The organism is Stenotrophomonas sp. YJH_SMC_4 (assembly GCF_059371575.1).
In genome coordinates, this window is record NZ_JCAFUR010000003.1 from 426,764 (window position 1) to 446,519 (window position 19,756).

Here is a 19,756-nt window from a genome sequence, read left to right on the forward strand (position 1 = left end):
TTTTCATGACTGTTCCCTGGAGCTTCGCATCGCGCATGACGCCTTCATCCCCCCGTGCCCAGCAGCACGCCACCCGCGCCGCCTTCTTCATTCCCGGATTCGCCACCGCCGCATGGGCGCCGATGGTGCCCTACGCCAAGGCCAAGGCCGGGCTGTCCGACGCCAGCCTCGGCGCCGTGCTGCTGTGCCTTGGGCTCGGCTCGCTGCTGGCGATGCCGTTGGCGGGCGCGCTGACCGGGCGGCTGGGCTGCCGCCGGGTGATGGTGATCACCTGCGCGATGATGCTGTGCGCCCTGCCCTTGCTGGTGCTGGCGCCCTCGCCGGTGGCGCTGGGTGCGGCGCTGTTCGTGTTCGGCGCCGGCGTCGGTGCGCTGGATTGTGCGATGAACATGCAGGCGGTCGCGGTCGAGCGCGACGCCGGGCGCGCGATGATGTCCGGCTTCCACGCCTTCTACAGCATCGGTGGCTTCGTCGGCGCCGGCTGCATGACCGGCCTGCTGATCCTGGGTACACCGCTGTGGCTGGCCGCGCTGGTTTCGGTGGCGGCACTGCTGCTGGTCGCGGTGCTGTCGGCGCCGCACTGGCGCCCGCAACGGATCCTGCACGACGGCCCACTGCTGGCGCTGCCGCACGGCGTGGTGCTGTTCATCGGCGTGCTGGCCTTCGTGGTGTTCCTCGCCGAGGGCTCGATGCTGGACTGGAGCGCGGTGTTCCTGGCCGAAGTGCGGCAAGTGCCGCGTGACCAGGCCGGCGCCGGCTTCGCGCTGTTCACCCTGGCGATGACCGCGATGCGCCTGTTCGGCGACGGCATCGTCGAGCGCCTCGGCCGCACCCGTACCCTGGTCTTCGGCGGCATCACCGCCGCAGCAGGTTTCACCCTGGCCACGCTGGTACCCTCGTTCCCGGTGGCGCTGGCGGGCTATGTGCTGGTCGGGCTGGGCTGCGCCAACATCGTGCCGGCACTGTTCTCGATGGCCGGCCAGCAGCGGGTGATGCCGGAGAGCATCGCAATCACCGCAGTCACCACGCTGGGTTACGCCGGCATCCTCGCCGGCCCGGCAGCGATCGGTGCACTGGCACACGCCACCAGCCTCGGCTTCGCCTTCCTGTGCGTGGCCGCGCTGCTGCTGGGCGTCGCAGCGTCTGCCCGCTCGCTGGCACGACGGGTGGCCTGACAGAAAAAGGGGACGGAGGGGATTAAGTCGTTTATGGCCCAGCTGTGCGGGAAACGACTTAATCCCCTCCGTCCCCTTTTTTCAGCGGTGGGCCAGCCACTCGGCCTGGGCCGGCAGCTGTGGGGCCGGACAGGCGCTCTTCGGGTGGTGCTCATCGCGCGCCATCCAGTCATCGACCACGCCGGCCAGCAGGTCCAGCCGCAGCGGCAGTGTGATGTGGTCCTCGCCGCGCATCTCGATGTAGTGCGCGCGCGGGTTGGCCTGGGCCAGTTCGCGGCCCTGGCTGACCGGAATGTGCTGGTCGCCCTGGCCGTGCAGCAGCAGCACGCAGGCGCGGGTATCGGCCAGCGCGCGCGCTACGTCCACGCGGTCCAGATCGACGTCGATACGGCGGCTGGCGGCGGCGATCACCTGGTTGATGTCCTGGCCGCCGTAGCGCCAGCGCGCGTACGACGCCATCGCCTGCGCCTTCAGGCCTTCCGGCTGCAGTCCCATCAGGTGTGGAATCATCGTGCGGATCGCCACACCGGCATTGGCGAACGATTCCATCGCCACCACCCCTTCCACCTGGTCGCCGAGCTTGTCGGCGGTGAATACCGCTGTGGCGGCGCCATAGGACACGCCGAACAGGTACAGCGGGCCGGTTACTTCACCACGCGCGCGCAGCTCGCCGATCACATCCACCACGTCATCGGATTCATAGGTGCCATAGCCCGACGGCCCGGTACCGGACTGTCCATGGTTGCGCAGGTCAAGCGTGACCACGCGGTAGCCGGATTCGGCCAACTGCAACGACCACGGCAGCATCGAATCACCGTTCATCATCCAGCCGTGCAGCAGCACCACGGTACCGCGCGGTGCCTGCGCGCGGAACGGCTGCGGTACTGCCAGGCTCAGGCCGGTATCCAGCGGCAGGCCGTTCTCGTGGCGCTGCGGCAGGTAGTGGTAACGCGCGCCGTAATCGCCAGGATCGAACACACGCCAGAAGATCGGCACGCCATCGCGGCCCGGCGCGAAGCCGTGGCGATTGGGCAGTTCGGCAATGGCCGCGGCAATGCGCGGACGATCGAGCAGGGTCGATACGCCACCCGGCGCGATCAGCCGATCGGCAAGCGAGGTGGACGAGGCATTGATCGAGGACGAGCATGCAGCCAGCCACAGGCCGGCGCACGCCAGCAACAACAGCAGCAGGCGCTTCATGGGCAATCGGGGAAAAGGTGCGACAGCGTGGCAGATTAGCGACGCGCGCGTGGGCCATCTATCGCGCATGGATGACGGCTTGATGACAACGCAGGAAGGATTCAGCTTGGTGTACAAGCTGTATCTGTTCAGTCATTGATCCGGATCAATGAACGCGCGCGCGGGATTGCCCACAGTGCCGCCATGCGCACCTCGTTCAAGCTCGCCATTGCCCTGGCCGCCACGCTGGCCGCCGCCTACGGCGTCGCCCGCACCACGCCCTACTGGTTCGCACCGCGACAGGCCGCGCAGGTCGACATCCACGATCCGGCATTGATCGCGCAGGGACAATACCTGTCGCGCGCGGCCGACTGCGCGGCCTGCCACACCGCGCCCGGCGGCAAGCCGTTCGCCGGTGGCCTCGGCATGCAGACGCCGATGGGCACGATCTACTCGACCAACATCACGCCCGATCCGGACACCGGCATTGGCGCCTACGACTACGCCGACTTCGAGCGCGCGGTACGTCGCGGCATCCGCCACGATGGGCAGCCGTTGTATCCGGCCATGCCGTACGCCTCGTACGTGATCGCCAGCGACGCCGAGATCAAGGCGCTGTACGCCTACTTCATGGGCTCGGTGCAACCGGTGAAGCAGGACAACGCCGACAGCACGATCCCGTGGCCGGCCAACATGCGCTGGCCACTGGCCTGGTGGCAGCTGCTGTTCGCACGCCCGCGCACGTTCAACCCGGATCCGTCGCTGGATGCCAGCCAGCAGCGCGGCGCCGAACTGGTGGAAGGCCTGGCCCACTGCGGTGCCTGCCACACGCCACGCGGCTTGGCGTTCCAGGAAAAGGCGATGGCCGATGATGGCAGCCGCCAGTTCCTGTCCGGCTCGGTACTGGAAGGCTGGTATGCGAAGAACCTGCGCAACGAGTCGACCGGCCTGGCCAGCTGGAGCGAGGGCGAGATCGTCGACTTCCTGCGCACCGGTCGCACCGATCGCTCGGCAGCCTTCGGCGGCATGGCCGACGTGGTCGAGCACAGCACGCAGTACCTGTCCGACGCCGACCTGCTGGCGATGGCACGCTACCTGAAGCAGCTGCCCGCCCGCGAAGGACGCAGCGCACAGTGGTCGCCCGGTACCGACACCACCACCGCCGCACTGCGTAGCGGCGACTACCGCGTGGCCGGTTCGCTGGCCTATGCCGAGCACTGCCAGGCCTGCCACCGCGCCGACGGGCGCGGCATGCCGCGCGTCTATCCAGCCTTGGCCGGCAACTCGATCGTGTTCGCCGATGACCCCAGCTCGCTGGTGCAGGTGACCTTGATCGGCGGCCGCACGCCGCATACCCCGCATGACCGCATGGCCTTCACCATGCCCGGCTTCGAGCAGCTGCCGAATGCGCAGCTGGCACAGATCCTGACCTTCATCCGCAGCAGCTGGGGCAACCACGCCAGTGCAGTGAGCGAGGTCGACGTGGCGCGCATGCGCCGGGTGGTGCGCGACAAGCCGGTGCACTACGTTCCGCAGGAGGCCGCACGATGAAACGTTCGCGCAAACGCTCCCGCCTGCTGATCGGCAGTGCGATCACCCTCGTGCTGCTGGCCGGCGCCGGTACCCTCGCTTACCGTCATCTGTTCCCGGACCTGGATGCCGCCGTGGCCAGCACGATCGATATCCTCGATGCGCAGGGCAAGGTGGTCGGGCACTACCATGCGCCCAGCGCCGAAGAAATCGCCGGGCTCGGCAATGCCGAATCGGTGATGCTCGGCCGCCGCATCCTCAACGAGACCGCACGGCTGCTGCCGGACAATGTCGGCAACGATCTGAACTGCAACTCGTGCCACATGGCCGAGGGCAAGCGGCCTTTCGGCAATCACTACTTCAATACCGGCGGCGGCGCCTATCCGCGCTACATGCCGCGTCCGGGCAAGGTGATCGGGCTGACCGAGCGCATCAACGGCTGCCTGCAGCGTTCGATGAACGGCAAGCCGCTGCCGAAGGACTCGCCGCAGATGCGTGCGATGCTCGATTACATGGCGTGGTTGAGCAGTCGTGTGCCAGAAGGTGCAAAGGTAGCCGCCCCCAGTGAGGGACCGATCGACAGCACGCTGACCCCGGACCCGGTCCGCGGCCAGGCGCTGTACGCCGTGCAGTGCGCCGCCTGCCATGGCGACAACGGCGAAGGACGGCGCGACGCCAGCGGTGACATCGCCTTCCCGCCGCTATGGGGCGACCACAGCTTCAACATCGGCGCGGGCATGGCGCGCCTGTACAAGGCCGCCGGCTTCGTCAAGCACAACATGCCACCGGCGGTGACCCGCAAGCCCCCGCTTGGGCAGCAGGTGATGCCCGACCAGGATGCGGTGGACATCGCCAGCCACTTCATCAACCAGCCACGCCCGGACTTCGCCAACAAGGCCAAGGACTGGCCGCGCGACCCGAAACCCAAGGACGCGCGGTACTGACAGGCAGGCGGCCGGGGGCGTCGGCCGTCACACAACACGGTTCCTGCATCTCTACGTCATGTCGATGTCATTGGTGCTGTCGACACTCGGGGGCTTCTCTCCCCCCAAGGTCCGGTATCAATGCGAACGATTGCGCGCTTTCCCCGTGTTTCGCTGCTTGCCCTGCTGATCGCCCCCACCCTGGACGCCCTCGCAGAAGCACCGCAGGGCGATACGGGCGAAGCGCGCAGCAGCGATGCGCGTACCCTCGACCAGGTGCAGGTGATCGGCCAGGCCACCAGCTATGCGAAGACTTCGGTGCGTGCGGAAACGCTGAACCGGCAGACCGTGATGAGCAGCGTCAACGACGCGCTCAACGAGGTACCTGGCGTGGTGGTCAGCGAAGCCGATGCCACCGGCTCGTCGGTGTGGGGTACGCAGATCAGCATGCGTGGCTTCGTCACCAACCGCGACACCCAGCAGATCGGCACCACCATCGACGGCCTGCCCAACGGCGGCTCCGGCTACGGCGGCGGCTCGCTGGCCAACCGCTACATCGACACCCTGGACCTGGAAACGGTGGAAGTCAGCCAGGGCACCGCTGACATCTCCTCGCGCTCGAACGAAGCCCTCGGCGGCACGCTCAACTTCCTCACCAGCGACCCGATGCAGGACAGCCGCCTGCGCTTCGTGGTCGGCGCCGGTGACAACGAGGCGCGCAAGTACTACGTGCGCTACGACACCGGCCTGCTCGGCGGCCACACCCGCGCGTGGATCAGCGCCTCCTCGTCGAAGGTGCACGACTGGATCGACGGCACCGGCCACGCCAGCAACGACCACATCGCCGGCAAGTTCATCACCGAACTGGATCGCTGGACCCTGACCGGCTACCTGTCCTACAACGATGCCGACGAGCCGGAATACACCAGCGTCTCACCGAAGGGCTTTGCCACCAATCCGGATCGCGACAACCTGGTTGGCACCCTCACCGGCATTCCGTATCTGGACCAGAACTACCGTTCCGGCTCGCGTGCGCTGCGCGAGAACACCTTTGGTTACCTGCGTGCGGCCTTCGACGGCGGCAACGGGTTCAAGGCCTCGGTGGCCGCCTACGGGCACCGCATGCAAGGTCGTGGCGACTGGCTTCCACCTTACCTGGCACAGGTCAGCGATGAGGGTGCGGGCCGCCCCGAATCGGAATATCTCGGTGGCAAAACCGTGTACGGCGGCAGCAACCGCGGCCAGATCTTCTTCGTCAATCCCGATGGCAGCGCCGCGCAGCGCCTGGCCAGCTGCACCCCGCGCCTGGGCTTCACCGCCGAGTACGATCCGAACTGCTACGCGGGCAACGTGCTGGGCGCGCAGTCCTACCGCCACACCCACTACGACAACGACCGCATGGGCGTGACCGCCGACGTCGAATGGCGGCAGACCTTCGGTGCGATCGACAACACGATCCGTGGCGGCCTGTGGGTAGAGAAGCTGGACCGTTCGGCACGCCGTGACTGGCACCGCCTGCTCAACGTCGGCCAGGACATCGCCTTCGACCATCAGCCGTACTGGGTGCAGTTCGAGGACAAGTACAAGGTTGACGAGCAGATGTACTACGTCGAGGACGTGGCCCGCTTCGGGCCGTTCAGTGCCCGCCTGGGCGTGAAGCAGTTCTTCGTCGACCAGTCGCGCCGCCGCGTGATCGGTGCCAGCGAGCACGTGAAATCCGATTCCAGGTCCGATCCGCTGCTGTCGACCGGCTTCACCTGGGCACCGGGCGTGGAAGGCATGGAGCTGTTCGCCGGCTTCTCGCAGAATTTCGCCGCCATTCCATCAGGCGTACTTGGCGAGACCGATCCGCAGCGCTTCCGCAATGTCGAACCGGAGACCGCCGACAACATCGAAGTGGGCATGCGCATCAGCCGCTGGCCGCTGACCGCCTCGGTCACGCTTTACAACATCAAGTTCGACAACCGCATCGTCTACCTGCCGGCGGGCTTCGTCAGCGGCATCGACTACCTGGGCGAGACCGACGGCGTCTATGAGAACTTCGGTGGCGTGGAAAGCAACGGCCTGGAAGCGGCGTTCGGCTATGGGTGGGACAATGGCTGGCGGATCAACGCGGCCTACACCTACAACCGCTCCAAATACCTGGGCAGTGGCAATGCCGCCCGCGATACCCAGCTGGGCATCGTCGACGGCGCCAAGGTGATCGGCCAGCCGGAGAACACCCTGGTGCTGTCGGCCGACTGGCAGGGCGCCAACTGGAACTTCGGCCTCTCCGGACGGTACCTGGGCACGCGCTACCTTGATGCCGCCAACGTCAACAAGCTGCCCTCGGCCACCGTGTTCAATGCCAACATCGGCTTCGACCTGCAGGGCCTGTCGCCGCGCCTGAAGGGCATGGGTGCCAACCTGGTGGTGAGCAACCTCACCGATAAGCGGTATCTTGCGGGGGTGGACGGCCGCGACAACGCCTTCATCGGCGCCCCGCGCACCGTCGGCATCTCCTTCCGCGTGGACCTGTGAGTGAGCCCGTGACCGATATCGGCCGACGCCGGTTGTTGCAGGCCGGCGTTGCCGCCGGCCTTGCCCCGCTGCTGCCCAGCATCGCACGGGCCGCAGCGATCGCCCCCGCCGCGCAGACGCGCAGCCTCGAAGACCTGCAGCACATCGTGGTGTTCATGCAGGAGAACCGTTCGTTCGACCACTACTTCGGCACGCTGCCGGGCGTACGTGGTTTCGGTGACCGCTTCGTGGCCCCGGCCGCCGCGCTGCAGGCCGGTGGCCGCGCGCGCAGCCTGTGGCTGCAGCCCGACGCGAGTGGCACGCGGGCGATCGCACCGTTCCCGCTGGATACCGCCGCGCACTTCGGCTACATGCGGGTGGAAGGCACGCCGCACACCTGGCCCGATGCGCAGCGCGCCTGGGACCACGGCCGCATGGGGCACTGGCCGAAGGCCAAGCAGAACCACTCCATGGGCTACTTCCAGCGCAGCGACATGCCGTTCCAGTTCGCGCTGGCCGATGCGTTCACGATCTGCGACGCCTATCACTGCGCGATGCAGGCCGGCACCAATCCGAACCGGGTGTTCCTGTGGACCGGCCACAACGATGCACAGGCCCGCGCCGGCGGCCCGGTGATCGCCAACTCGCATGACAACTTCCCCGAACACGGCGGGCATCCGGCGTCCTACCGCTGGACCAGCTATGTCGAGCGCCTGCAGAAGGCCGGCGTGTCCTGGCAGATCTACCAGGACATGGCGGACAACTTCACCGACAACCCGCTGGCCGGCTTCGAGGCGTTCCGTCGGGCGTACAGTGCTGCACCCGGGCATGACCCGCAACTGCGCGCACGCGGGGTCAGCACCCGTGGCCTGCCACAGCTGCGCCAGGACGTACTCGACGGGCGCCTGCCGCAGGTCAGCTTCATCATCGCCGACGCGGCCGGCAGCGAGCACCCCGGACCCTCCAGTCCGGCGCAGGGCGCGGCCTATACCGCGCGCGTGCTGGATGCGCTGACTGCCGATCCGGAAGTCTGGAGCCGCACCGCCCTGCTGCTGATGTTCGATGAGAACGACGGCTTCTTCGACCACATGCCGCCACCGGCACCGCCTTCGCCGGTGGATGGCGGCTGGGCGGGTGCGTCCTCGGTCAGTACCGAGGGCGAATACCACCGCCATCCCGCACCGGGCGACGAGAAGTACGATGCCGCCGAACTGCGCGGCCGCCCGTATGGACTGGGCCCGCGCGTGCCGCTGTATGTGATCTCGCCATGGAGTCGGGGTGGCTGGGTCGACTCGCAGGTCTACGACCACACCTCGGTCATTCGACTGATCGAACGCCGCTTTGGCGTGGCCGCACCGGACATCTCGCCGTGGCGCCGCGCGGTCTGCGGTGACCTGACGGGTGCCTTCGACTTCGCCCAGCGCGATACCCGCCCGTTCGTACGCGGCCTGCCCGACGTGAGCGCGGTGGCCGCACGCGCCGCTGCGTTGCCAGGGCGAACCGTGCCGGCGCTGCCGGAGGGGCTGAAACCAGCGAAGCAGGACGTCGGCATACGCCCGGCGCGCGCCCTGCCCTATCGGCCGCAGGCATCGATGGCTGCGGTGGACGCCTCGGGCGTGGATCTGGCGCTATCCTGCGAAGGCGCGGCGGCAGTGCTGCATGTCTACGACCGGCTGCGGCTGGATGCGGTGCCGCGCCGCTACACGCTGCTCCCGGGCATGGCGCTGCGCGAGCGCTGGCCGCTTGATGCCCAGGGCCGCTATGACCTGTGGCTGCTGGGCCCGAACGGCTTCCACCGCCACTTCCAGGGGGCGGCCAAGGATCCTGCGCTGCAGGCTTCAATTGATCGCACGGATGGCCAACTGCGGCTGCGGCTGCGCAACCTGGGTGACGGCGCGCAGCAGGTGCGTGTGCAGCCTGGTGCCTATGCCGGGCACATGCCCGATCAGGCGCTGGTACTACCCGCACACGCAGAAACCGCGTTGGCGTGGGACGCAACGCCCACGGCGGGCTGGTATGACCTGCAGATCGGCGCGGGCGAGAGCATGCTGCGCCTGGCCGGTCGCGCCGAGGATGGGCGCCCCGGCACCAGTGACCCGGCGATGGGCAGCGAACCACTGCGGTTCGAGCAGGATTGAAGGATCTCTGTAGAGCGGTAGATTCAGGCCTCCTGCAGCCCCGGCCGGCCGTGCTCCACCGCATAGCGCTTCCAGCTCTGCACCGCGCCATTCGGCTGCATCACGGTATCCAGCGTCTTCATGTCGCCGATCCACGCATCGCGGGTGACATCGCACAGCACGTAGCCACGCTTGTCGGTGGTCGCCTTCAGATAGGGGCTGTGCGCAAGCTGGTTCCTGGCATACGCGTCCACACCCTGGCCATCGGCGCCGGAGGTGATCGACGTGGCGAGGAACTCGCTGGAGATCACGCCCGAGTCACGGTGGTCCTGCACCAGATCGCTGGCATAGTGGCGATGCGCGTCGCCGCAGGCGGTCACCACGTTGCCGAAGCCCACCTTCTGGATGTGGTCGAGCAGGCGCCGGCGGCTGTCCAGATAGCCCGACCACTGGTCGTCGGACGACTGCACCACCCCGTCCTTCTCGCGCATGTAGTTGCCCAGCGCCACCTGGTGGGCGATGGTGTGCCAGCGCGGTGCGGCATCGGCCAGGCCGTCGAACAGCCAGCGCTCCTGCTTCGCCCCCACAATGCTGCGCTCCGGCGATTCCACCTCGTCACGCAGCGCCATGTTCACCTGCTTGCTGCGGTACTGGCGGGTGTCGAGCAGGTGCAGGTCCATCAGCGTGCCGTAGCGTGCACGTCGGTACATCTGCATGTGGCCATCGCGCGGGAATGCCGAACGGCGCAACGGCATGTTCTCGTAGTAGGCCTGGAACGCCTGTGCGCGGCGCAGCAGGAATACTTCGCTGGGCGTGTCATCCTGGTCTTCGGCGCCGGCCCAGTTGTTGTCCACTTCATGGTCGTCAAAGGTGACGAACCACGGTGCCGCCGCATGCGCGGCCTGCAGGTCGGCATCGCTCTTGTACTGGGCGTAGCGGCGGCGGTAATCATCCAGCGTGTAGATCTGCGGGCCGACGTGGTTGCGCAGGTTGGTGAACGGCTGGCCGTTCATCTTCCGCAGGCCCGGCTGGCTTTCGCCTTCGTAGATGTAGTCACCATAGTGGAAGACGAAATCAAGCGGTTCTTCGGCAATGCGCCGCCACGCAGTGTAGTGGCCTTCTTCGTAGTGCTGGCAACCGGCCACCGCAAAGCGCACGCGATCCACCGCGGCCGTGGCTGCGGGCAGCGTGCGGGTGCAACCGACCGCACTGGCGTGGCCACCGACGCTGAAGCGGTACCAGTAGGGCCGTCCGGGCGCCAACCCGTCCAGCTCCACGTGCACGGCGTGGCCGAGTTCGGGATGCGCCATCGCCGCCCCCTGGCGTACCACCCTGCGCATGCCTTCGTCTGCGGCCAGTTGCCACTCGACCAGCATCGGCCGGGTCGGCATGCCGCCGCCGAACACCAGCGGTTCGGTCGCCAGGCGCGTCCACAGCACCATGCCATCGGCCGAGGGATCACCCGAGGCCACGCCCAGGGTGAAGGGTGTGCTGGCAAAGCGCGGCTTGGCCAGCAGGTTGCGCGGGTTCAGCGCGGTGGCATCGGCCTGCGCGGCCAGCGCGTGTGCCGTGCCCATCCAGGCACCGGCAGCGGACAGGCCGGCCAGGGCCAGGAATCGCCTGCGATTGATCGTCTCCACGGGTGTGCCCTCAGTTGTAGATGATGTGGAAGTAGAAGAAGCGGCCGTAGTCGTCGATCTCGGTACGGAAGCGCCCGTTCGGGCCGGTGCTGTAGGTCGGCTGGGTGTTGAACAGGTTCTTGGCCTCGTACTTCAGCGTCACGTGCTTGCTGACCTTGTGGCTGAAGCCCATGTTGAAGGTCATGTACGGGTCGTAGTACGAATCCAGCCACTGGGTGTCGCCGAAGTCGACCAGCATCCGGCTGCGGTAGGTGCCGGACAGGCGCAGCTGCGCGCTCTTCCACGGCATGCGCCAGATCACCGAACCGTTGAGCGACCAGTCCGGCTGGTACAGCAGCCGGTCCAGGCGGCGCTCGGTGCCATCACTGATGCGGTAGTTGGTCTGGCCTTCCAGCCGCGTGGCGTTGAAGTACATGTCGAAGCGCTGGCGGCCCCACTGCAGGTTGCGGTTGGCCACCGCGAACTCGACACCGCGCAGCTTGGACTCATCGGTGTTCATCGGCTGGGTCACCCGGTAGCGGGTATCACCCACGTCCTCGAAGGTGGTCAGGGTGTAGATGTCGTCCTTGATCACCTTGTCGAACAGCGCCACCGAGACCAGGCCGTTGTTGCCGTTGAAATACAGGTCCCACGCCAGGTCGATGTTGGTGGAACGGCGCGGCTGCAGGTCGGCATTGCCCTGCTTGATGCTGCAGAAGCCCCTGCCCTCCTCGTCATCGCCACAGCTGGTGCTGGTGGCCTGGGCGATGTTGCTCGGCGTCGGCCGGCCCAGCGTGCGGCTGGCGGAGAAGCGCAGGCGCTGGTCCTCGGTGAGCTTGAAGGTTGCGTTCAACGAGGGCAGCAGATTGTTGTAGCCACCGCTCGTGTTGCGGAACGCGGAGGTATAGGTAGTGCCGCCATCATCGCTGAACGGACTGTAGGCATCGAAGCGGGTGTGGTCGTAGCGCAGGCCGCCGATCAGCAGCAGCCGGTCCCAGGCGTAGTGCGCGGACACATAGGCATTGGTGATGTCCTCCACGTACTTGTAGTCACTGGTGAAGTTGGCATTCGGATACGCCGCATTGTTGTTGCCCAGTTTCGGCAGCAGTTGCTCGTTCCACTTGCGGTTGTCGATCAGCGGGAAGCCCGGCACGCTGCCCAGCAGCGTCGAACCCGGATACAGGTAGTCGTTGAGCGTGGCACTGCTCTTGAAATAGTCGAAGTCGATGTCCTGCCAGATCTTCAGGTGGCGGTACTCGGCGCCGGCGGCCAGGCCGAAACCTCTCGCATCGGCGTCGATGTTGTAGCTGAAGTCGGCGCGCAGGTTGTCGATGCTCTCCTTGGCATCGCGCGGGGAGACGTAGGCCTGCGCCGGATTGAGCTTGAATGCGGAACTGGTCAGCAGGCTGGAATCGGAAACGGCCACCGAGTTGGGGAAACCGTGGCTGTCGTTCTCGTAGTCGACGAACAGATTGCTTGGATAGGCGCGCACGCCCCAGTAGACCTGGCTGTTGTGGAAGGTCTCTTCGGTATGGCCACCGCGCAGGGTCAGCCGCGAACGGTCACCCATGTCCCAGTTGAAGCTGGCGATGGCGCCACGGTTGCTGCGGTCCCAGCGGTCGTGGCGGTTCTTGATGTAGATGCTGTTGATCTGGGTGGTGCCGCTGTCTTCGGCCTGGTTGCGGACCGGAAACTTGGCGTTGCCGTACAGATCCGTCTTGTTCATCGTCGAGTTCTCGTAGAACCGGTACGAATACAGCAGCAGCGATGCGTAGAACGGATCATCCGAGGGCTTCCACTCAAGCTTGGCGGAGCCACCGAAGTTGGTGATGAAGTTGGTATAGGTGCCAGTGCTGAAGTTGCCAGGCGCACGCAGCCCGTTCCAGCCCTTGGCCTGGTCCGGACCCGTGGTACCGTCGGTGAGGTATTTGCCAGCGTCGTTGTAGTAGTAGTTCGACTCCACCCAGCGCTTGACGCTGTTGCGCGAACGCTGCTCGTAGCGTGCCACCGCAACGATGCCGAACTGCTGGTCGACACCAAACTGGTTGGAGAACACCATCTTGGCGCTCTTGCCGAAGTGACCCAGGGTCTCGTGGTTGCCGCCAGCGCTGCGCTCGACGTTGGTCTCGGCGGTGGAATAGATGCCTGCCACATCGGCAAACACGTACTTGCCTGACCGGTCGAAGGCACTGCGGCTGATGATGTCGATCACGCCGCCGATCGCATCCGGTGCCTGCTCGGCACTGAAGCTCTTGTAGATGTCGGTACGGGTGCCGATGTCGCTGGGAATCAGCTGCAGGTTGTTCATGCGCTCGCCGGAGCCACTGCCCCCCACGCTGGCAATCGCGATGCCATCGATGGTGGTGTAGTTGAGGTTGGCCTGCACGCCGCGCACGGTCACGTAACGTGGCTCGCCGGCATCCTCCACCGCACTCAGCCCTGGAGCCGCCATCAGGCTCTCGGCCAGGGTCTCGTCGCCGTAGCTGTCCATCTCGTCATACACCACCGAATCCTTGATCACCGGCGACGACTTCTTCTGGTCGATGACCTCATGTGCGGCAATCACCTTCACCGTGTCCAGGGTCGGCGCCACCATTGCCTCGGCCTCGCGCGGCTTCGGCGCGGCCGGCTTCGGTTGGTTGCGAGCTGGCGCCGGACCGATGGCGATGACATTGCCATCCACCACGGTGTACCCCAGGCCGGTACCGGCCAGCAGCGCGTCCAGCGCCTGCCTGACGGTGGCACCGCGCGGCACCGCACCGGCCATGCGGGCATCACCGCCGGCCGAGTACAGGAACTGCACCCCGGAACCGCGCGACAGCTGCTCCAGCGCACGCGCCAACGGCTGCGCCGCGATCGGCGTGGATACACGCGCCTCCAGGCCATCGGCACCGGCGGCGAAGGCCAGCGGCACGCTGCAGGGGGACAGGGCGAGGATGATCGACAGGTAGAGCGTGTTGCGCATCACGGGTCCTTGGAAGAGAGAAGGCAGCAGGTGCCCCTGCGCGGATCGGCAGCGGCTTCTCCCAAGTAAGAGCCGGCATCCACCGAAGTGGAGAACGCGGATTCGATGAATTTTTTCTGACAGTCCACGACCGCACGGGCCTCAGCGGCTGCCAACCCGCACGGTGTCGCCTTCGCGCCTCACCACGAAGCGCGGGTCGCGTTCGAGGAAGGCCTGCAGCGCACCGATGCGATGCGCATCGAGGCTGCCGGACAACCGTGCCGATGCCGCACCTTCGTCCAGCACGCGTACCTGCACCTGGTTGTGCCGGTTGAAGGCAGCGGCCACCTCGTCCAGCCGCTCATCCAGGAAGGACACCTTGCGCTGCTGCCAGTCCAGCAGCATCGACAATGGCAGGTCCAATGACTCGACCGCATGGCTGCGCGCGTCGACCTGCACCACCCGGCCTTCGCCCAGTTGCGCAAGACGCCGGGGGTCCACACCCAGGCTCCATACCTCCACCTCGCCGGAGACCACGCCGATGCGTGTGCTCTGCAGCCGTCGCGACACATCGAACACCGTGCCGATGTCGCGGATCTCCAGGCCGTTCACCGCCACCTCGAACGGACGGCGGTCGCGGGCGATGTCGAATGTGGCCTCACCCTGCAGCAGCTCCACCTTGCGGCTGAACCAGCCCATGCGTACCCGCAGGCGGCTGTCCGCGTTGAGCCGCACCTGGGTCTGGTCGGGCAGCACCAGGTCGCGAAGTTCACCCTGTCCGGCACTGTAAAGCTGCTCGGTGGGCATCACCTGCGGAACCAGGCCCACGCCGAGCAGGGTGATACAGGCTGCGGCAGCCGCCACCCACCAGCGCGCACGACCGCGATGCGGCACAGCGCGCGGCGGCGCGTGCACGCTACCGAACAGCGGCACCACCTTGGCGGCGACCTGCCGCGGTGGAACCGCCGCGTCGTCAGGCAACGGCGATTGCAGCGCCTCGCCCACCTGCCGGTGCAACGCAAGGGCGTGCATGTAGGCGCGCACGTGCTCCGGCGAGCGCTTCATCCAGTCCAGGAACGCGAGGCGCCCGGCCTCATCCAGCGCCCCCTCGCGATTGCGCAGGAACCAGTCCATGGCCTCGCAGGCGATCGTGTCGTCGGCCACGGGCGATGAGGTCCAGTTCATGTGAGCTCCCTGGCGCCCAGCGCCTTCCTGCAGGCCTCCAGCCCCTTGCCGATGTGCTTGCGCACCATGTGCACCGACACCTGCAGCTGCTGGCTGATTCGCGGGCAGTCCAGCCCGTCGCGGTAGTGCAGTTCCATCACCCGCCGCGTGGTCGCCGGCAGTCGTGCGATGGTGCTGCGGATATCGTTCCAGCGCTGCGCACGCTCGAATTCACCTTCGATGTCTTCTTCGCTTTTCAGCACTTCGGCCAGCAGGTCGACGTCTTCCAGCGGCGGCAGCGACGACCGCGCGCGCGCATGCTCGCGCGCCAGGTTGGCCGCCACGGTGAACAGGTAGGCTTCCGGGTTCTCGACCGCATCGGCATCCTCGCCGGTGCTGCGCAGCAGGCGCAGGTAGACCTCCTGCGCCAGGTCTTCGGCATCCTCGCTGGCCGAACCGCGACGCAGGAAGAAGCCACGCAGCAGCCGGCGCCGCAGCGCGTAGCTCTTCTCCCAGATCCTCACGCTGTTCACGGCCGGCCAACCACCCCGAGGCTGGAAAGCCACGCAGGGTGACCGCCATCGATGACAGTGGCGTTTCAACGACCGGCAGGCAGCCGCTAGAATGCGGCCCCTGCAATGTCCCGGCAGCCCGCACAAGGAGTGCTCCCATCAACGCACGCACCGCCATCAACACCCTCAGCAGCCTGCTGTTCCTGCTGCTGGTCGCCCACACCACCGCCTACCAGCAGCAGATGTGGCCGCCCAGCCGGGTCATCCATGTGCATCCGGTGATCGTCGTCCTCGCCTATGCGTTGGGTGTGCTCACGCTGCTGTTGTGGATCGGCGGTCGTCGTGCACCGGAACCCGCCCAACGCCTGGCGCGCTGGTTGCCCATCGCCGCCTGGTGCCTGCTGGGCGTCGGCGTGGCGATCATCCCGGTGTTCCTGCCGGGGCTGTCCCCGGCCTGATCAGCGGCCGCGCCCAGCGCATCGGCCCATGATACGGCGCGCGGCACCAACCCTTGCTTGCCAGAGACCCAAGCCCCGCCCGCCTACCGAAGCGTGGGGGGGCAGGCCTACGCTTGTCTTCTCGGTGGCCGCCACGGTCGCCCTTCGCGTCACGGCGCCCGCCGTTGCGACCCCGCTCCAGTGCCGTGCGCCCTGCCGGTGTTGTCGCCCAGGCAGACGTCCGACCGGCGCCCTCTGGAGACAGCCATGAACCAAGCCCTCATTCCCTTCGATACCGATCCACTGGAAACCCAGGAGTGGCGTGAATCGCTGGAGGCGGTGATGCAGGCCGGCGGCCGGCCGCGCGCGCACTACCTGATCGACCAGCTGAGCGATCTGGACGCCCGGCAGCACGGCGACCTGCATACCCGTGCCTGGACCGCCTACGTCAACACCATCCCGCCCGAGCGCCAGCCGGCCTACCCGGGTGACCTGGCCATCGAGCGCCGCCTGAACGCGATGATCCGCTGGAACGCGATGGTGATGGTGCTGCGTGCCGGCAAGCACTCCAACGTCGGCGGCCACATCGCCACCTACCAGTCGGCGGCTGTGCTGTACGACGTGGGCTTCGATCATTTCTTCCGTGGCCGTACTGACACCTTCGACGGCGACATGATCTACATCCAGGGCCACTCCGCGCCGGGGATCTACGGCCGCGCGTACGTGGAAGGCCGCATCGATCCAGCGCGCATGGACAACTTCCGCCGCGAAGCCGGTCGCGAAGGCCTGTCCTCGTATCCGCACCCGCGCCTGATGCCGGAGTTCTGGCAGTTCCCCACCGTGTCGATGGGGCTGGGCCCGCTGACCGCCGCCTACCAGGCGCGCTACATGCGCTACCTGGAATACCGCGGCCTGAAAGAACACCAGGGCCGCAAGGTCTGGGCCTTCCTCGGCGACGGCGAGATGGACCAGCCCGAATCGCTGGCGGCAATTTCCCTGGCCGGCCGCGAGCGGCTGGACAACATCGTGTTCGTGGTCAACTGCAACCTGCAGCGCCTGGACGGTCCGGTACGCGGCAACGCCAAGGTCATCCAGGAACTGGAAGGCACCTTCCGCGCGGCCGGCTGGAACGTGATCAAGCTGATCTGGGGCAGTGGCTGGGACGACCTGCTGGCCCGCGACCACAGCGGCCTGCTGCGCCAGCGCATGATGGAATGCGTGGACGGCGACTACCAGACCTTCAAGTCGCAGAGCGGCGCCTACGTGCGCGAGCATTTCTTCGGCCGCTACCCCGAGCTGCTGGAGCTGGTCGCGCACATGAGCGACGACGACATCTGGGCGCTGGCACGTGGTGGCCACGATCCGCAGAAGGTGTATGCCGCCTACCAGCAGGCGGTGAAAACCAGCGGCCGGCCGACGGTGATCCTGGCCAAGACGGTCAAGGGTTTCGGCATGGGCGAAGCGGGCGAAGGCCAGAACATCAACCACCAGCTGAAGAAGATGAGCGCCGATGCGGTGCGCGCTTTCCGCGACCGCTTCAACCTGCCGGTCAGCGACGACCAGCTGGAGGAGATGCCCTATCTGCGCCCGGAACCGGGCAGCGCCGAAGCCGCCTACTTCGCCGAGCGCCGCCGCATCCAGGGCGGGCAGCTCCCGGCGCGCCTGGCCAAGGTCGATCCGCTGCCGCTGCCGCCGCTGTCGATCTTCAACACCCAGCTGCAGGGCAGCGGCGATCGCGGTCAGTCCACCACCATGGGCTTCGTGCGCATCCTCACCAGCCTGCTGAAGGACCCGGAGCTGGGCAAGCTGGTCATTCCGATCGTGCCCGATGAATCGCGCACCTTCGGCATGGAAGGCCTGTTCCGCCAGATCGGCATCCACTCCTACCTGGGCCAGCTGTACACCCCGCAGGACGCCGGCCAGCTGAGCTATTACAAGGAAGCCAAGGACGGCCAGATCCTGCAGGAAGGCATCAATGAATCCGGTGCGATCTGTTCGTGGATCGCCGCCGGTACCGCCTACAGCAACCACGGCCTGGCCACGATCCCGTTCTACATCTTCTATTCGATGTTCGGCCTGCAGCGCGTCGGAGACCTGGCCTGGGCCGCTGCCGATGCGCGTACCCGCGGTTTCCTGCTCGGTGCCACGTCGGGCCGCACCACGCTGATGGGCGAAGGCCTGCAGCACGATGACGGCCACAGCCACGTGCTGTCGTCGGTGATTCCCAGCTGCGTGTCCTACGACCCGACCTACAACTACGAGCTGGCGGTGATCATCCATGACGGCCTGCGCCGCATGTATGTCGACCAGGAAGACATCTACTACTACATCACCGTACTCAACGAGAACTACCCGCAGCCGGCACTGCCCGAAGGCGCCGAGGCCGGCATCCTGAAGGGCCTCTACCTGCTGCGTCCGGCAGCCGCCGATGCCGCCTCGCATCCACGCGTGCAGCTGATGGGCGCAGGCTCGATCCTGCGCGAGGTGGAAGCTGCGGCAGAACTGCTGCAGCAGGACTTCGGCATCGCCAGCGATGTGTGGAGCGCGACCAGCCTGACCGAACTGCGCCGCGATGGCCTGGCCGCCGAACGCTGGAACCTGCTGCACCCGGCTGAGGAACCGCGCGTACCCTACGTGCAGGAGTGCCTGCAGGGCCATGATGGCCCGGTGGTGGTGGCCACCGACTACATGAAGATCGTCGGCGACCAGATCCGTCCCTTCATCAACGACCGCCGCTTCATCGCACTCGGTACCGATGGCTTCGGCCGTTCCGACACGCGTGAGTCGCTGCGCACGTTCTTCGAAGTGGATCGCCACTTCATCGTGCTGGCCGCCCTGAAGTCGCTGGCCGACGAAGGCCGCATCGAGCGCTCGCGGATGCAGGAGGCCATCGACAAGTACGGCATCGACACCGGCAAGCGCGACCCGGCCTCGGTGTAAGGCTGCCGGTGCCATGCCCGCGGATTCCCTCCCCGTGGGCATGGCGCAGGCGGCGCCGCTACGGTATCCGCTTGAACAGGTTGGTCTGCAGGATCGGCGTGCCGTCGTGGCCGTAGAACGCCTTGGTCTCGGTCATCGTCGTACGGTCCGCCGCCACGGTATAGATGCGGGTGGAGGCCGGCGTGCCATGGTCCACCAGCTGCATCACCAGGGTATTCGGCGCCGGCAGTTTCAGGTTGGCCTTGTCCGCGCCGTAGGTGCCGGACAAGGGCCCGGGCGTACCGTCCAGCGCCAACGTGCCGTCGGATTTCATCGTCTTGCCGTCGTGCAGGACGATGTCGACGTGTGAACTCCACCGCCCCGCACCGGCGTCCTTGAACTCCAGCACCACCTGCTTCGGGCGCTGTGCTTCGGGTAACGCAGACGTGGCGATATCCAGCGACCAGCGCCCCAGCAGCGGTGAGGGCGAAGCTTCCACCGCCAGCGCCGGAACGGCGGAGAGCGAAAGCGCAGACAACAACACAGCGGACAACAGCTTCATACGGGGCTCCGTTCGAATGAGGAAGCTCTGCGTGGGGCGTTGCGGGGCAGTGCCCAGATCGTGCCGGTCGCCAGCAGCACGCGCAAGGCGGTGCGCTGAACGAGGGAGACTCCGTCCCATCCCGAGAGGCAAAAGCACCCTGCCCCATTGAATCGAGGCGGTTTCCGCTCTTGTTG

The 19,756-nt window shown here is 66.8% G+C and carries 13 protein-coding genes; 7 read left to right on the top strand and 6 right to left on the bottom strand.

Going from position 1 to position 19,756, the window contains the following annotated elements:
- Positions 1-35 precede the first annotated feature (35 nt).
- Positions 36-1,175 (top strand): MFS transporter, encoded by a 1,140-nt coding sequence (locus AC5P9F_RS08230; RefSeq protein WP_049459637.1) that lies wholly within the window; start codon positions 36-38, stop codon positions 1,173-1,175.
- An 81-nt stretch (positions 1,176-1,256) separates the two neighbouring features.
- Here the strand turns inward: AC5P9F_RS08230 and AC5P9F_RS08235 are convergent, their stop codons facing one another.
- On the bottom strand, positions 1,257-2,375 hold the full coding sequence (locus tag AC5P9F_RS08235) for an alpha/beta fold hydrolase (RefSeq protein ID WP_005409039.1): 1,119 nt from the start codon (positions 2,373-2,375) through the stop codon (positions 1,257-1,259).
- A gap of 183 nt (positions 2,376-2,558) precedes the next feature.
- On the opposite strand from AC5P9F_RS08235, the gene AC5P9F_RS08240 reads away from it, so the two are divergent.
- From AC5P9F_RS08240 to AC5P9F_RS08255, 4 genes are all read left to right on the top strand, one after another.
- Positions 2,559-3,905 carry a c-type cytochrome gene (locus tag AC5P9F_RS08240; protein WP_088610881.1) on the top strand — a complete coding sequence of 449 codons (1,347 nt, stop codon included), beginning with the start codon at positions 2,559-2,561 and terminating at the stop codon, positions 3,903-3,905.
- Positions 3,902-4,828, top strand: coding sequence for a c-type cytochrome (locus AC5P9F_RS08245; protein WP_099498277.1), 927 nt, complete (start codon positions 3,902-3,904; stop codon positions 4,826-4,828). Before AC5P9F_RS08240 ends, AC5P9F_RS08245 begins: the two co-directional genes overlap by 4 nt.
- A 120-nt stretch (positions 4,829-4,948) precedes the next feature.
- On the top strand, positions 4,949-7,327 hold the full coding sequence (locus AC5P9F_RS08250; RefSeq protein ID WP_005412950.1) for a TonB-dependent receptor: 2,379 nt from the start codon (positions 4,949-4,951) through the stop codon (positions 7,325-7,327).
- Positions 7,328-7,335: 8 nt separating this feature from the next.
- Complete coding sequence (locus tag AC5P9F_RS08255; RefSeq protein ID WP_099498276.1) at positions 7,336-9,444, top strand: phosphocholine-specific phospholipase C; 2,109 nt, start codon at positions 7,336-7,338, stop codon at positions 9,442-9,444.
- A 23-nt stretch (positions 9,445-9,467) separates the two neighbouring features.
- Here AC5P9F_RS08255 and AC5P9F_RS08260 read toward each other — a convergent pair whose 3' ends face one another.
- The 4 genes from AC5P9F_RS08260 to AC5P9F_RS08275 all read right to left on the bottom strand — a co-directional run bounded on the left by AC5P9F_RS08260 (position 9,468) and on the right by AC5P9F_RS08275 (position 15,683).
- Positions 9,468-11,063, bottom strand: coding sequence for an alkaline phosphatase D family protein (locus tag AC5P9F_RS08260; protein ID WP_005412948.1), 1,596 nt, complete (start codon positions 11,061-11,063; stop codon positions 9,468-9,470).
- Between the two features lie 10 nt (positions 11,064-11,073).
- On the bottom strand, positions 11,074-14,007 hold the full coding sequence (locus AC5P9F_RS08265; RefSeq protein WP_099498275.1) for a TonB-dependent receptor: 2,934 nt from the start codon (positions 14,005-14,007) through the stop codon (positions 11,074-11,076).
- A 141-nt stretch (positions 14,008-14,148) separates the two neighbouring features.
- The gene (locus tag AC5P9F_RS08270; protein ID WP_099498274.1) at positions 14,149-15,171 is read right to left on the bottom strand and encodes a FecR family protein; all 1,023 of its coding nucleotides are present in this window, start codon (positions 15,169-15,171) and stop codon (positions 14,149-14,151) included.
- The gene (locus tag AC5P9F_RS08275) at positions 15,168-15,683 is read right to left on the bottom strand and encodes an RNA polymerase sigma factor (RefSeq protein ID WP_005412945.1); all 516 of its coding nucleotides are present in this window, start codon (positions 15,681-15,683) and stop codon (positions 15,168-15,170) included. Before AC5P9F_RS08275 ends, AC5P9F_RS08270 begins: the two co-directional genes overlap by 4 nt.
- A gap of 38 nt (positions 15,684-15,721) precedes the next feature.
- Between AC5P9F_RS08275 and AC5P9F_RS08280 the strand changes: the two genes are divergently transcribed.
- Together AC5P9F_RS08280 and aceE are read left to right on the top strand one after the other, a co-directional pair.
- Entirely contained in the window at positions 15,722-16,120 is a 399-nt protein-coding gene (locus tag AC5P9F_RS08280; RefSeq protein WP_099498273.1) for a hypothetical protein, read from the top strand.
- Between the two features lie 246 nt (positions 16,121-16,366).
- A complete protein-coding gene (gene aceE / locus AC5P9F_RS08285; RefSeq protein ID WP_180882606.1) occupies positions 16,367-19,039 on the top strand; it encodes a pyruvate dehydrogenase (acetyl-transferring), homodimeric type in 2,673 nt (890 codons plus the stop codon).
- A 58-nt stretch (positions 19,040-19,097) separates the two neighbouring features.
- On the opposite strand, the gene AC5P9F_RS08290 is transcribed toward aceE, so the two are convergent.
- On the bottom strand, positions 19,098-19,580 hold the full coding sequence (locus AC5P9F_RS08290; protein ID WP_033834139.1) for a hypothetical protein: 483 nt from the start codon (positions 19,578-19,580) through the stop codon (positions 19,098-19,100).
- Positions 19,581-19,756: the final 176 nt, after the last annotated feature.

Excerpts from the sequence above, each read along its gene's own strand:
- AC5P9F_RS08230 (WP_049459637.1), top strand. The coding sequence starts at position 36 with ATGACGCCTTCATCCCCCCGTGCCCAGCAGCACGCCACCCGCGCCGCC.
- AC5P9F_RS08235 (WP_005409039.1), bottom strand. The coding sequence starts at position 2,375 with ATGAAGCGCCTGCTGCTGTTGTTGCTGGCGTGCGCCGGCCTGTGGCTG.
- AC5P9F_RS08240 (WP_088610881.1), top strand. The coding sequence starts at position 2,559 with ATGCGCACCTCGTTCAAGCTCGCCATTGCCCTGGCCGCCACGCTGGCC.
- AC5P9F_RS08245 (WP_099498277.1), top strand. The coding sequence starts at position 3,902 with ATGAAACGTTCGCGCAAACGCTCCCGCCTGCTGATCGGCAGTGCGATC.
- AC5P9F_RS08250 (WP_005412950.1), top strand. The coding sequence starts at position 4,949 with ATGCGAACGATTGCGCGCTTTCCCCGTGTTTCGCTGCTTGCCCTGCTG.
- AC5P9F_RS08265 (WP_099498275.1), bottom strand. The coding sequence starts at position 14,007 with ATGCGCAACACGCTCTACCTGTCGATCATCCTCGCCCTGTCCCCCTGC.
- AC5P9F_RS08270 (WP_099498274.1), bottom strand. The coding sequence starts at position 15,171 with ATGAACTGGACCTCATCGCCCGTGGCCGACGACACGATCGCCTGCGAG.
- aceE (WP_180882606.1), top strand. The coding sequence starts at position 16,367 with ATGAACCAAGCCCTCATTCCCTTCGATACCGATCCACTGGAAACCCAG.
- AC5P9F_RS08290 (WP_033834139.1), bottom strand. The coding sequence starts at position 19,580 with ATGAAGCTGTTGTCCGCTGTGTTGTTGTCTGCGCTTTCGCTCTCCGCC.